Annotated in this window: 12 protein-coding genes; 3 read left to right on the top strand and 9 right to left on the bottom strand. The window is 58.6% G+C overall.

Annotated features, from left to right (window positions below; genetic code table 11):
• Positions 1–39 precede the first annotated feature (39 nt).
• Positions 40–1,722 (bottom strand): M3 family oligoendopeptidase, encoded by a 1,683-nt coding sequence (locus GVI59_RS13655; RefSeq protein ID WP_173574754.1) that lies wholly within the window; start codon positions 1,720–1,722, stop codon positions 40–42.
• A 189-nt stretch (positions 1,723–1,911) separates the two neighbouring features.
• Between GVI59_RS13655 and GVI59_RS13650 the strand changes: the two genes are divergently transcribed.
• Positions 1,912–2,754 (top strand): 2OG-Fe(II) oxygenase, encoded by an 843-nt coding sequence (locus GVI59_RS13650; RefSeq protein ID WP_173574753.1) that lies wholly within the window; start codon positions 1,912–1,914, stop codon positions 2,752–2,754.
• A 117-nt stretch (positions 2,755–2,871) separates the two neighbouring features.
• Here GVI59_RS13650 and GVI59_RS13645 read toward each other — a convergent pair whose 3' ends face one another.
• Complete coding sequence (locus GVI59_RS13645) at positions 2,872–3,267, bottom strand: nuclear transport factor 2 family protein (protein ID WP_173574752.1); 396 nt, start codon at positions 3,265–3,267, stop codon at positions 2,872–2,874.
• Positions 3,268–3,360: 93 nt separating this feature from the next.
• Between GVI59_RS13645 and GVI59_RS13640 the strand changes: the two genes are divergently transcribed.
• On the top strand, positions 3,361–4,173 hold the full coding sequence (locus tag GVI59_RS13640; RefSeq protein ID WP_173574751.1) for a helix-turn-helix domain-containing protein: 813 nt from the start codon (positions 3,361–3,363) through the stop codon (positions 4,171–4,173).
• A gap of 71 nt (positions 4,174–4,244) precedes the next feature.
• Here GVI59_RS13640 and GVI59_RS13635 read toward each other — a convergent pair whose 3' ends face one another.
• From GVI59_RS13635 to gluQRS, 4 genes are all read right to left on the bottom strand, one after another.
• Positions 4,245–5,465 carry a pyridoxal phosphate-dependent aminotransferase gene (locus GVI59_RS13635; RefSeq protein ID WP_173574750.1) on the bottom strand — a complete coding sequence of 407 codons (1,221 nt, stop codon included), beginning with the start codon at positions 5,463–5,465 and terminating at the stop codon, positions 4,245–4,247.
• A gap of 17 nt (positions 5,466–5,482) precedes the next feature.
• Entirely contained in the window at positions 5,483–6,685 is a 1,203-nt protein-coding gene (locus GVI59_RS13630; RefSeq protein ID WP_173574749.1) for a pyridoxal phosphate-dependent aminotransferase, read from the bottom strand.
• A 265-nt stretch (positions 6,686–6,950) separates the two neighbouring features.
• Positions 6,951–8,258, bottom strand: coding sequence for a glycoside hydrolase family 68 protein (locus tag GVI59_RS13625; RefSeq protein ID WP_173574748.1), 1,308 nt, complete (start codon positions 8,256–8,258; stop codon positions 6,951–6,953).
• 105 nt (positions 8,259–8,363) lie between these two features.
• Positions 8,364–9,242, bottom strand: a complete 879-nt coding sequence (gluQRS, locus tag GVI59_RS13620) for a tRNA glutamyl-Q(34) synthetase GluQRS (RefSeq protein WP_173574747.1) — start codon at positions 9,240–9,242, stop codon at positions 8,364–8,366.
• Between the two features lie 218 nt (positions 9,243–9,460).
• Here gluQRS and GVI59_RS13615 point away from each other — a divergent pair, with 218 nt between their 5' ends.
• Positions 9,461–10,006, top strand: a complete 546-nt coding sequence (locus GVI59_RS13615) for an HNH endonuclease (protein WP_173574782.1) — start codon at positions 9,461–9,463, stop codon at positions 10,004–10,006.
• 6 nt (positions 10,007–10,012) lie between these two features.
• On the opposite strand, the gene GVI59_RS13610 is transcribed toward GVI59_RS13615, so the two are convergent.
• From GVI59_RS13610 to GVI59_RS13600, 3 genes are all read right to left on the bottom strand, one after another.
• Positions 10,013–10,333, bottom strand: a complete 321-nt coding sequence (locus GVI59_RS13610) for a hypothetical protein (protein WP_242013115.1) — start codon at positions 10,331–10,333, stop codon at positions 10,013–10,015.
• A 167-nt stretch (positions 10,334–10,500) separates the two neighbouring features.
• Positions 10,501–10,710 carry a heavy-metal-associated domain-containing protein gene (locus tag GVI59_RS13605; protein WP_173574746.1) on the bottom strand — a complete coding sequence of 70 codons (210 nt, stop codon included), beginning with the start codon at positions 10,708–10,710 and terminating at the stop codon, positions 10,501–10,503.
• Between the two features lie 76 nt (positions 10,711–10,786).
• Positions 10,787–13,225 carry a heavy metal translocating P-type ATPase gene (locus GVI59_RS13600; protein WP_242013110.1) on the bottom strand — a complete coding sequence of 813 codons (2,439 nt, stop codon included), beginning with the start codon at positions 13,223–13,225 and terminating at the stop codon, positions 10,787–10,789.
• Positions 13,226–13,426: the final 201 nt, after the last annotated feature.

The following is a 13,426-nucleotide window of genomic DNA, read 5'->3' as shown; positions in this document are numbered from 1 at the left end:
TTGCTCTGACGCAGGTACGGTTGATTGGTAGCGTATCCCTTAACGGGGACCATTTTCCAGAAAATCCGCCGCTTCCTTAACAACGTCAGCCAGCACGCCGGAAGCGAACGGTGAAACAAGGCCCGCCTTGGCGATCAGTCCGGTGAATGGGGCGGATCCTCCGTGTGCGCACAGCCCCTCATAGGCTTTCATCGCCGCCGGTTCGTCGCGCCGGGACTGAAGCCACAACTGCATCGCGCAGCAGAGCGCCAGCGTATAATCGATGTAATAGAACGGATTGCGGTAGATATGGCCCTGCGCCTGCCAGCGTCCGCCGTGCGCCGGGTAGGACAGGTCGCCATAGTCACGCCACGGCATGTAATGGCGCTCAAGACGCCGCCAGGTTTCGTGGCGCTCCTGCGCTGTCATGGTCGGATTGGCGTACACTTCATGCTGGAAGTGATCGACGCACACGCCATAGGGCAGGAAGCTCAATGAGCCGATCAGATGCATCCGACGGAAGCGGTCAGCAGCGCCCTCTTCAACCATCAGTTCCATATGCGGCCATGTCAGGAACTCCAGGCCCATGGAGTCGATTTCCGCCGCCTCCATGGTTGGCCACAGTTCATCGATGGTCGGCAGGTCGCGGCTGCGCCAGTTCTGATAGGCGTGTCCCATCTCATGGGTGAAGACGTTGATGTCGCCATGCGTGCCGTTGAAATTGGCGAAGATGAACGGCATGCCGACGTCAGGAAAGGCGGTGCAGAAGCCGCCACCGGCCTTGCCGTCCCTGTTCTTGAGATCGACATAACCTCCCGAGACCATGCTTTTGAAGAATGGTCCGAGATCGCCTGACATACGGTCGAACATTGTCTGGGCGCGTTCGATGAGCAGGTCATAATCCCCGGCGGGCTTCGGGTTGCCTCGGGGATCGACAAAGCTCTCATCCCAGTAATGCAGGGTGGGCCAGCCCATCTCTTCGCGCCGCTGTTCGAGGAGGGAGGCGACCAGCGGTGTGACATGCGTGACAACTTCCTCACGGAAGCGCGCCACTTCTTCGGGATTGTAATCGACGCGGCGCAGGCGACGGTAGCCAAGCGGCGTATAGGTCTCGAACCCGAGCGTGCGGGCCATGTCCGTACGCAGTTCGACCAGTCGCCCGAAGAGAGTGTCGAGCGTCTTTCCATGTTCGGCAAAGAACGCCCATCTGGCCTGCTCGGCAGCGTGGCGTATGGCGCGGTCAGGATGCTCCATCCATGGCGCAAGGCCGGACAGGTTGACCGTGTGACCTTCGATTTCGATTCGGGCCGAGGCGAGCAGGGCGGTGTATTCGCTCGTCAGACGCGCTTCTTCTTCGAGAGCATTCTCTATCCGTGGATCGAATGTCGTGACATCGCTTGTCCAGAGAGCCGTGACATGTGGACCGACAGCGGCGGTTGTCGCGTTATGAAACTGCTCGGAGAGAAAGCGCTTTTTCAGGGTGACTTCGTGAGCCGTGGCCTTGGGAGTCAGGCGATCCGCGTAATCGCGATCCTGCTTTGCTTTTTCGCTTGTCGTGTCCTGGGCAAAACGCAGATAGACAAGCGCTGCCCAGCTTTCAAAGCTGCGGCGTTCGCGATCAAAGCGTGACAGAGCGCCTTCAAGGTCATTTCTATCGAGCAGATCAGCGACTGCGCCGAAACCATCTGCGAGACTGGCTTCAGTGGGACGGGGAAAGGACAGGGATGTGAAACTTTGGGTCATGGTATGATCGTGCATGGATGACGATCCGACGTCCATCCTGATTTTTAAAGGCAACCGAATGGGAGCATTTACGTTCTCTCTTAACATCTGCCGTCTAAAAAATGTTCGTGGTGATGCGGGTCAGGGTCGTACGTTCGTCTCTGAAGGAAAGCCCGTGCAGAAAACGATGAGGCCGAGAGGCGGACGCAGATGAATACAATTCTATCCGCAGCAGAGTGTGGCAAGATCAGGGACGGGCTGTGGACACCCCCTGATCCGGATTCAGTGGCTGAACTTGCGAAACAGTTTCGGTCAGCCCGGCCTTACCCTCATCTCGTGATGGAGCGCCTGTTTGATCCGGTCCATCTGTCAGACATCCTGAAGGAAAGTCCGGACATCCGGCACGAAGCGTGGAAACCTCATTATACGCGTCTGCAGAGCAAGAGAATTCTGAACAGCCTTGAAGATATGCCGCCTGCGCTTCTGGCGTATTTCGAGACTCTCCATTCTACCGCCTTTGTCTCTTTTCTGGAATCGCTGACTGGTCTTTCCGCCCTTCAGCCGGACCTGACGTTATATGGTGGCGGCCTTCATGAAGCCCGCCATGATGGACATTTCGAAATTCACGTCGATTTTCAGAAGCATCCGGACACGAAGCTGCGGAATGCGCTGGTGGTGATTACCTATCTCAACGAAGGGTGGCAGGAAGGAGATGGCGGAGAACTGGAGCTTTGGGACGCCTTGGCCTGTAAGCCGGAGGTTCAGGTTGCTCCTCTGTTCGGTCGTACGCTGATCATGGAGCAGTCAGAAATTGCGCTTCATGGGTATCCGCGCCCGCTTGTCACCGGATCACGACGCGCCCTGATCACCTATTTTTATAGACATGACTTGCAGGTGTTTGAACAGCAGTTCGAGAACACACATTACCTGCGGCGACCGGGCCTGCCCGCAGACCGGCGTTTACAGATGACGCTCAGGGATTATCTGCCGAATCCTGCTGTGTCCGCGCTCCGTCGTCTCCGGTCGCGTCTTGTCTACCTCAGGCAGAAATAACGCAGGAGCTTTCTGCGGGGCGTATCCTGTCTGCCGTTCAGCGGTTCGTTTGCGTTTTCCGAAAGCTGACACTCCATATCCGGAAAGAGAACATCTACTCGTATTGACCGGGTTCCCTCATTGTAATGCTCCAAGCGCCTGATCGCTTTCACTTCCTTCCAGAACGTGCGTCAGTTCATCCACAAGACAGATGCGTCCTTCTCGGAACTGATAAAAGGCAACGACCTTGATCAGACTTTGCTCGCCGGAGCGACGTGTTGCACGCGCCATGTGAACGGTGGCTGCTTTATCGCCTTCACATACAATATGCTGAATATCTATTTCCAACGCGCTAAGAGTGTTGCGCAAGGCATGTGTATGGGCCTGGAAATCGCCCAACGTCATTTCACGTCCATCGACATATTGCCGATAATCCGACGTCATGAAATCAAACAGCCTATCCGGAGTTGAGCCAAAATCCGTAAATGTGGCGAACATTTCCCGGATGATCTGCTCGTGGTGTGTGGAGGACATGGGACACCTTTTAATCTTGTGGATTGAGTGGACCAGAAGATTTTAAAGGAGATGCTTTTGGCATTCTGTCGACTGTAGGCCATAATTCGACTCATGCACGCCAAATCGTTTTCCTTTTTATCAGAAAATCCTGCTCCGTCATGTGGCGCTCCCTGGCTATCTGGAAGTCCCGTAAGACAGACGAACCGCCGGACCACTGACCTGCATGTTCACGAAAAGGGGCAGATATTCGTTGTGAAAAGCGGTGTTATGGCCGTGATGATTCAAAATTCCTATTGGCTGATCGGGCCGGGGCAGCTTCTCTGGCTGCCTCCCGGCTTTTTTCATGAGGCGCGCTCCCACGGCGCTATTGCAGGCTGGAGTCTGTATATTGCTGCTGAGAGGTATTCTTCAGTTGCACACAGGCCTTTTCTGGCGGACTGCACGCGATTACTGATGGCTCAGGTTGAACGTCTGTCGCAAAATGCCAAAGAGGAAGCATGGCAGGACAGTTTTACAAGGCTGGCCGAAAGCTTCTGGGATGAATTCCTGTCCATTCCGCGTCATTCTGTTTCACTGCCTTTTCCCGAAGATGCCCGGCTAAAGCGGGTCGCAGAAGCCCTGAGCGTCACTCCCTCTGATTCACGAGGGCAGCAGGAGTGGGCGGATATGGCAGGAATGTCTTTGCGGTCGTTCATTCGGCATTTTACCGCCGATACGGGCATGCAGTTTTCAGTCTGGCGACAGCGCCTGCGTATTCTTAATGCGCAGGAAAGGCTGGCGCGACGCGAGCGTGTGACCGATGTCGCCGCCGCAGTCGGTTACGAAAGTCTGGGCGCGTTTGCTGCGGCTTTTAGAAAAGGCACTGGATACAGCCCCAGCGCCTATGCACAACGCTGCCGCAGTGGAGCAACGGCTTCAATGTGAACACGAAGCTGGCAGGCTTTGTCATGGTTTATTCTGATAGCCGACATGCCGCTCTCCCCCCAAACCGGCCCCTAGCGCAACGCCCCAACAAACCCTTCTACCCGCTTACACGCTTCTTTCAGTGCAGCATCCGCCGTCGCACAGGACAACCGCAGATACGGCGCCAGCCCGAAGGCGCTGCCCGGCACAGTGGCGACATGTGCTTCTTCCAGTAACGCCATGGCGAAATCGGTATCGGTGTCCAGCCTGCGTCCTCCGGCAGTAACGCGGCCGAGGCACCCGGCGATACCCGGATAGACATAGAAAGCGCCCGCAGGATTGGCGCAGGTCAGACCGGGAATGTCGCGCAGGGCGGCGACCATCAGGTTCCGCCGACGTTCATAGGTAGCGACCATGTCCCGGATCAGATCCGGCGCACTGTCCAGCGCCGCCGCCGCGGCCGCCTGCGCGACCGTACAGACGCCTGATGTTGCGTTGCTCTGGACGCTGCGCATCGCGGCGATCAGACGCTTGGGACCACCAGCATAACCCACGCGCCAGCCGGTCATGGCATAGGCCTTGGCGACACCATTCATGGTGACGATGCGGTCTTTCAGGTCAGGTGCAATCGCGGCGAAAGAAGTGAAACGATTATTGTCGAAGACGAGATGCTCATAGATCTCGTCAGACAGAATCCAGACAGCTGGATAAGCGCGCAGGACTTCGGCAATCCCGCGCAGGTCGTCTTCCGAACACAGCCCTCCCGTTGGGTTGTTCGGAAAATTTAGCACCAGCCATTTGGTGCGCGGCGTCATGACAGCAGCGAGACGCTCAGGCTTCAGACTGAAACCATCCGCTTCGTCGCAGACTGGATGGACCGGTACGCCACCGAACATTCTGGCGATCAGGGGATAGCTCACCCAGTAAGGGGCAGGGACCACGACTTCGTCACCGGGATTGATCGTCGCCATGAAGGCGTTGAAGATCACCTGTTTGCCGCCGTTTGAGACCATCAGTTCGTCGGCGGCGAAGTCCAGCCCGTTTTCACGGCTGAACTTGCGGGCGACGGCGGCTTTCAGTTCCGGCGTGCCGTCCACTGGCGGGTATTTTGTCTTGCCCGCCAGCGCGGCCTGATGCGCTGCCTCAATAGCAACGGCAGGCGTTGGAAAATCAGGCTCGCCGAGCGCCAGCGAAATAACCCCGTGCCCTTCGGCTCTCAGTTCTCTGGCCCGTCGCGCCATTTCGATGGTCGCGGGAGCGGGAAGTCCTTCAAGACGATGGGCAAGCGTCGGCCCCGAGGCAGTAGCAGTCATGGCGAGCCTGTCTCCTTTCAGCTCAGGCTGGCGCAGAAGCGCTGGATGCGGGTGCAGGCTTCACGCAGGCTTTCCGTGTCGGTCGCGTAAGACACACGGAAATATCCGGCGAACATGAACGCGGAGCCATGCACAGCGGCGACGCCTTCTTCATCCAGCAGAGCCGTCACAAACGCCTCGTCCCTGTCGATGATCACGCCCTTCTGGGTGCGCTTGCCAAGGCATCCGCTCATCGACGGGAAGACGTAAAACGCGCCTTCCGGACGACCGCATGTGATGCCGGAGGCCTGATTGAGCATGGATACGACCAGATCACGGCGTTCGCGGTAGGTCTCGCACATTGTGCCGATAAAGTCCTGCGGGCCGCTGACAGCCTCAAGCGCCGCCGCCTGCGCGATGGAGCAGGGGTTGGACGTGGACTGTCCCTGGAGCTTGTTCATCGCCCTGGTCAGTTCCAGCGGTGCGCCGGAGAAACCGATGCGCCAGCCGGTCATGGCATAGGCCTTGGACACGCCGTTCATGGTGACGGTGCGGTCGCGCAGACGCGGCTCCACCTGCACGATCGTCGCAGGTTTGAATCCGTCATAAACCAGCTTGTCATAGATATCGTCGGTGAAGATCCAGACATGCGGGTGCTTCAGCAGCACGTCGCACAGTGGGCGGAGGTCTTCAGCCGAGTAGGTCGCGCCCGTCGGGTTGCAGGGCGAGTTCAGGAAGAACCATTTGGTCTTTGGCGTGATGGCCGCTTCGAGATCTTCAGCCGTCAGCTTGAAACCGTTTTTGGCGTGGCAGGGAACGATTACCGGGATGCCATCGGCCAGCGCCACGATGTCGGGATAGGACACCCAGCATGGTGCGGGAATGATCGCCTCGTCACCCTTGTTGATGGTGGCGACCATCGCATTGTAGATCACCTGCTTGCCGCCGGTGGAAACGATGATTTCCTCGGGCTTGTAATCCAGCCCGGAATCCAGCCGGAAACGCTCGGCGACGGCGGCGCGGAGGGCTGGGGTGCCAGCGACGTCCGTATATTTTGTCTGCCCCGTCTCGATGGCTTTGATCGCCGCCGCCTTGATGCTGGCCGGGGTATCAAAATCCGGCTCGCCTGCCGAGAGGCTGATAATGTCCCGACCTTCCGCCTTGAGCGCGCGCGCTTTTGCCGAAATGGCAATGGTCTGGCTCGGGCTGATCTTGTTCAGGCGGTCGGCAATGAAGGACATAGGTTTCGATCCTGGGAAATGAAGTCCGGGGTTCTTTCGGCTCCGGTGGTCGGCCCCACGCCGACGGCGCGGCACGATAGAGGTTTTTTCCGGAATGCGGAACCGGTTCCTGTGAGAGGCACGGTGCTGCGTCCAACGGGAAACACTTCGTCAGGATTCAACAGACACCAGAAAACCGGCGCTGCATGGCAACGCCGGTCTCCGGTTCCTGTAAAAAACACAGTCAGATCACGGAATCATGACCCGCTGCAGCGATGCAGGAAGATCAGACCGTTGCCGGACGATGATCCCACGCATTGCCTACCGGCCACGCAGCCTGCGCATAGACCTGACCATAACCGTGAACTTCCGAGATGAAGGTGCGGTCACCGTCGAGTTCGAGTTTCACGGTTGGTGAAAGGGTCGCGCCAATCCGGAAAGTCGAGGGGGTGTTGGGGTCTTCTCCCGGAGCCGGGAGTGTGTCGATGAACGCCTGCACGTAACCATCCGGGTCCACGAAGTGGGAATAGGTTTCGTAAGGTGCGCTCGACGGATTGCCCAGAACCAGACCGGAGGAGTTCAGCGGCTTGTAGGGACCGAAGAGACCGTCTTCGGAGACAAAGCCGTAAACGCCGTCCGGGCCGGACAGACCACCGCTGTAAGTGCTGTGATGACTGATCGTGAACAGATAGGTCAGGTTGTCACGGAACACGATATGCGGACGTTCCATCTGATCGTTCACACCCAGAGCCGTGACCAGCGGGTCAAGCTGTGTCCAGCGTGTGGCGGAAAAATCACCACTCTTGTAAGCGCCGTCATCCAGCACCGCGATGCCGATGGAGGCAGCGCCATACTGTGCGCCGGCATCGACAGCAAAACCGGGAGGGAGAACACCCTGTTCTTCGCTGCCAATTGTAAATTCACCGCGCATACCGGCGACATTGCTCTCATAGAGGCAATAGACGCGGCCATCTGCCGGATTTACGAACGGATGCGGGTCGCGGAAGTCAAAATATTCGTCCTGCTGGGAATTGGCGTTGTGAATGCCGTCAGCCGAGAACATTTCCGTCGTGGTCTTGAAGCCTCCGAACCAGACGCCGTTTGCATCAGCGAAGATCTGTCCCGTGGAAACAGACGGAACGGACTGGTTGATCGGGGAATCCGCTTCTGATGTATAGAACATGTCGACGACATTGCCCGTGCCTTCGCGCATGACCAGTCCACCGGACCATTCATGCGGACGGAGATCGGCGGAGGTGTTCAGGAGGCGGCCGCCCCACTGCCAGTCAGCGCCATTGCCCGTACGGGAATACCAGTAACCGATATAGGCGCGGTCGTTGCGGGAATGCCATTCGTCATAAATGTCATCATTGTTCAGGTCGATCTTGTCGACCGCGAGCGACCAGATAACGTGCCACCCCTTAAATGTGACGGTCTGGCCGTGAATGTTGCGAAGTGCGCCTGTGTCCCAGATCATCACCGACTCATCCATTGTCGGGAAGTTCTGGTCAATCACGGGCATGGTGGTAGTCGGGTCGTCCGCGTGTACCTTGAGGGCGTCTGCAATGGTCCAGCGTGACGTGTAAGAAGTCATTTAACTCTTAAATCTCCGTATTAAATCATGTCGGGTTACGACACGGCGGAGAATGACTGTCCTTACGAGCGATTTCAGTGTTTCTGTGTAACAGGTCCTGGCCCCTCAGAGCGTAACGCCTGCTGCCTTGCGCACTTCCTCAGGGCTCATGCCGCTCTCACGCATGGCCCTGATGGACAGAGCGCCATCGCGTTTGGACAGTTTTTTACCTGTCGAATCCACGAGAAGCGGGTGAAAGGCGTAAACGGGTTCCGGCCATTTCATCAGTTCCTGCAACAGGCGATGAATGGCCGTGACATCCCGAAGTTCTTCCCCTCGGGTTACGAGTGTCACGCCCTGAGCGGCGTCATCATGTGTGACGCACAGATGGTAGGATGCGGGAATATCTTTCCGCGCCAGCACCACATCTCCGAACAGGCCGGGATGACAGGTGACAGGCCCGCGACCCAGTTCATGATAGGAGAGGGACGGCGTGCCCAGCCTGTCTAACGCCTTCTGCACGTCGAGCCGCAAAGCGTAAGGCGTGCCGGCCGCGATCCGTCGGGCGCGCTCGGCGTCATCCAGCAGACGGCATGTGCCGGGGTAAAGCAGGCTGCCGTCCGGGGCATGATGGGGAGCGGAAAATGCCGCCGCCGCTTCCCGCGCTACATCCGCCCGTGTGCAGAAGCAGGGATAGACCAGTCCCTTGTGCCGGAGGGTATCAAGGGTTTCCTGATAGAGCGGCATGCGTTCCGACTGGCGGAGAACCTCTTTTTCCCAGTGCAGTCCGGTCCACGCCAGATCGTCCAGTGCTTCCTGAATGAAAGTCTCGCGACAGCGCACCGTATCGATGTCTTCGATACGCAGCAGGAACTGCCCGCCGTGATCCGCATGGCGCCGGGCAAAAAAAGCAGCGGCAATATGACCGAGGTGCAGGGGGCCGGTGGGACTTGGCGCAAAGCGCGTAACCCAATGGTCCTGCTTGCAAAAAGCTGGCGTTGTCATGCTCCGGCACTGAACGGAAAAAGGGTGTTCCGACCGACTGTCACGGAAACCTCATGTTTTGTCGCGCGAACTTTCCTTGCAGTCTGAAAAAAGCTGCGCTTATATTTTAATAACACTTCTCGACGACGCGTGACCCTTTGGTGTGCAGTTTCGAGTTTGCCAAAAGCGGATCATGAGCCGTCTCCGGGAAAAGGAAGCGCGCCTTGTCGGCTGGCAGTATGCACTATCCATCGCTCGTTTTGAACGCAGATTTCAGACCACTTTCCTACTTTCCGCTTTCGCTCTGGTCATGGCAGGACACGATCAAGGCTGTCTGCCTCGACCGTGTATCGGTTCTGAGCGAATATGATGAGGAAGTACATTCTCCAAGCTGTAGCATGCGGCTTCCGAGCGTCATCGCACTAAAGGAATATGTTCCGACAGCGCGCAGGCCGGCCTTTACCCGCTTCAATCTTTTTCTGCGGGACAATTTCTCCTGCCAGTATTGCCATGACCAGCTTCCCACCCATGACCTGACATTCGATCATGTCATCCCCCGCAGTCGCGGCGGACGAACAACGTGGGAAAATATCGTGACCGCGTGCAGTTCCTGCAATCTGCTCAAAGGATCGCGGATGCCACATGAAATCCGCATGTTTCCCCGCAGGCAGCCTGCACAGCCGTCTTCATGGGAATTACAGGATAACGGACGCGCTTTCCCGCCAAACTATCTGCACGATAGCTGGCGCGACTATCTCTATTGGGATGTCGAACTGGAAAGCTGAGGCCGCTTACTTCTTGTAGCTGTAGTTATATTCTTCCGCCAACGCCTGCAGATCTGGCGCATTGTGCAGCTCAAGCGGAATGGGTTTCGCGGTCGCCTCACCAAACATGAAGCCATGATTGGTCATCCGCTGGCAGGTGTTCGCAGCCAGTGGGAATGACAGATGGACGGCGCTGCCCATCTGCTTGCGAAGGCATGACACGTCTGTGTCGTTCCACATCCGCCCGGTCTCGGCGGCACAGCCCGAAAGACAGAGAATTACGCCTGGAACAAGCCACTTTCTGACGTTTCTGCGCAGGCTGGAACTGGTTGAAGACGCCACAGTCATTCCTCGTTCGTCTCGAATTCTGGTCAGGCAGATCGGACTTGCGTTCATGCCATCCTCTCACGGCTTCTGCCATGACTACCAGCATCGGGGAAGACGGATGACGGCATTCCCCCCGCGTGCTGTCCGCATGACGCCCGCATGATATCGCAGCGTGATACGCCCGGAAATCAGCCGACCACTTCGAACCCTGCGGCTTCGATGGAAGGCGCGAAATTGCGTGGCCCCGTTTCCTTGGGATCATAGTCAATCTTCACAGTGCCTTTTTCCAGAGACGGCACGGCCGATTTCACACCGGGAATACCTTCCAGCGCATGTTTGATGGATGACACACATCCCTCGCAGGTCATGCCTTCCACCATGAGTGTTGTGGATTCCATGGTCGTTCTCCCTGAAAACTGGCGTCCGATCTTCCGATCAGCTTTCTGCAAGCATCCACAGACAGGGCGGGCTTGTCTACTCCTGAGCGTGACCCGTCATTCCCGGTGGTCCGTATTCAGGGTTGGGAAGCGGCTTCCATCGGTTCAGAAGCAGCGCGCTGGTTACGACAGAAACGGAACTCATCGCCATGGCGGCTCCCGAAAGCATGGGAGGCAGGACACCGAAGGCGGCGAGGGGAACGCCCAACGCATTGTAGATACAGGCGAAAAAGAGATTCTGACGTATCTTGAGCGACGTCGCCCGCGAGAGACTGACGGCATCCACCAGCGCCAGAAGACGGGAGCGCATCAGTACGACATCCGCCGTTTCCAGTGCGACATCAGTGCCGCCGCCCATCGCGATGCCCACATCGGCGCTGGCAAGGGCAGGGGCGTCGTTGATCCCATCGCCAACCATACCGATCAGCGTGCCGGAGGCGGCGTCAGCCCGTGCCTGTTTCACGGCGTCCGCCTTGTCGCCGGGGAGCACCTCGGCCCGTATGTCGGAAATTCCCACGGCTTCCGCGACCCGGCGTGCGGCTGCCTGTGTGTCACCGGTCACCATGATGGGGAGAATGCCGTATCGTTTCAGCAGGCCAATAGCCTGAGCCGCGTCGGGCCGGATGGTATCGGCAACAGCAATCCAGCCCAGAAGCTGGCCATCTCTTTCGACGCCGATCAGCGTTTGTCCTGACAACATTGCTTCCTCGGCTGCACCGGACGGTGTTTTCTCAAGGAAACGTGCCGAGCCCAGTCGGACGACAACGCCTTCATGAAGACCTTCCAGACCATGTCCGGCGACGGCCCTGTTTCCCTCAATCACTTCAGGCGCGATCTGCCGTGCAGTCGCGGTCTCCCGCACGGCTCTGGCCAACGGATGTGAGGAATCGCCTTCCAGCCCTGCCGCCAGGGCGAGCAGCGAAATCTCTGTCGCGTCACCTTGCGGAAATACGCCTGCAACCTGCGGTCGTCCTTCCGTCAGGGTGCCGGTCTTGTCCATCAGCAGGACGCCGATACGTCCCGTCTGTTCCAGCGCTTCGGCGGAACGGAACAGCAGACCCGCCGCCGCCCCACGACCGGCTCCCACCATGATCGCCGTCGGTGTGGCGAGACCCAGCGCACACGGGCAGGCCACCACCAGCACGGCCACGGTGTTGATCAGGCTGCGGTCGAACGATCCGGTGACGAGCCAGCCGCCTGCCAGCGTCAGCAGGGCGATGACAAGGATGACCGGCACGAAAATTCCGGAGACCCGATCAACCAGCCGTTCTATCGGCGCTTTCGAGCCCTCGGCCTCATCCACCATGCGGGTGATCCGCGCCAGCGCCGTATCCGCGCCGACCGCTGTGGCCCGGACTCGCAGCACCCCGGCGCCGTTAATCGTGCCGCCCCGCACCGGATCATCGGGGCCGCGTCCGACCGGCATGCTTTCCCCGGTCAGCATCGCTTCATCGAGGCTGGATTCACCGGTCAGGATCACACCGTCTGTCGGCACGGCCTCACCGGGGCGAATGACGAATACATCGCCAACAGCGAGAGAAGCCGCCGGTCGATCCTGCACGCCCTGCGGCGTTTCGACATGAGCCGTGACCGGCTGGAGACGGGCAAGCCGCTCCACACCTGCCGCTGCCCGGTTGCGAGCCCCTGCTTCCATCAGTCGCCCTGCTGTCACCAGCGTCAGAACGGTCGCACCGGACTCGAACCAGACCTGCTCGGGCAGTCCGAACACGGTGATGACGGCGCTTGCGAACCACGCGACCGTTGTACCGAGGGCGACGAGGACATCCATGTTTGCGCCACCGCCGCGCAGCGCCGCCCAGGCTCCCCGGTAGAATTTTGCACCGAGGCCGAACTGGACCAGCGTGGCCAGCACAAGCTGTATCCATCGCGGCAGCATGAGATGCATACCGCCCACCATGTCCAGCAGCAGTGGCGCGGTCAGTAGGATGCCAGCAGCCAGTTCCAGTTGCAGGCGGCGTTTTTCCTGCTCACGTCGCGCCTTGCGGGCCGTGTCGTCGGTCCCGGCGACTGTGGCGCTGAATCCGGCTTTTGTAACGGTGCCGATCAGATCATTGACCGAGACAGCGCCGGGGATGAAGTCGATCTCGGCCTTTCCTGTCGCCAGATTGATGTTGGCGGACACGCCTTCCTGACGCTCAAGAACCCTGGTGAGGCGGGCGCTGCAGGAGGCGCAGGTCATGCCCTCGATTGCGAGGGTCACGTGTTCAGGAACGACGCTGAATCCGGCCCGCGCCACGGCGTCCGTCACATCTTTCAGAGCCGCGTGGTCTGGAGCGAGCGTGAGTGCTGCCCTGTGCGTCGCGAAACTGACGTGAGCGGCCACGCCCGGAAGGCGATTCAGGACCTTTTCCAGCCGAGCCGCGCAGGCCGCGCAGGTCATGCCTTCCACTGACAGGGCGAACGCTGTTGTCATCGGTTTCACTGTGTCCTGCGAAGTGTCCGGGGCATTGGTCATATGTGTGTCCTCAGACTCATTCCTTTCGGAATGCAGACTGTCTGGCGGTCGTAAACCCATTGTTAAGGGATATGGGGCTTATAAACGCTCTGCTTTCAATAAAACGGTAGTCTTATCCCGTGCGCTTTCACAGGGTCATTGTCTGGAATGCTGCATGAACAGCCAGACAGAATCTCCCTCTCGCAAATCAGATCACAGAGA

This window comes from Acetobacter sicerae (genome assembly GCF_011516765.1).
Taxonomy (GTDB): domain Bacteria; phylum Pseudomonadota; class Alphaproteobacteria; order Acetobacterales; family Acetobacteraceae; genus Acetobacter; species Acetobacter sicerae.
Note: the sequence above shows the minus strand (reverse complement) of the source record. Positions and strands in the feature narration are given on the sequence as shown.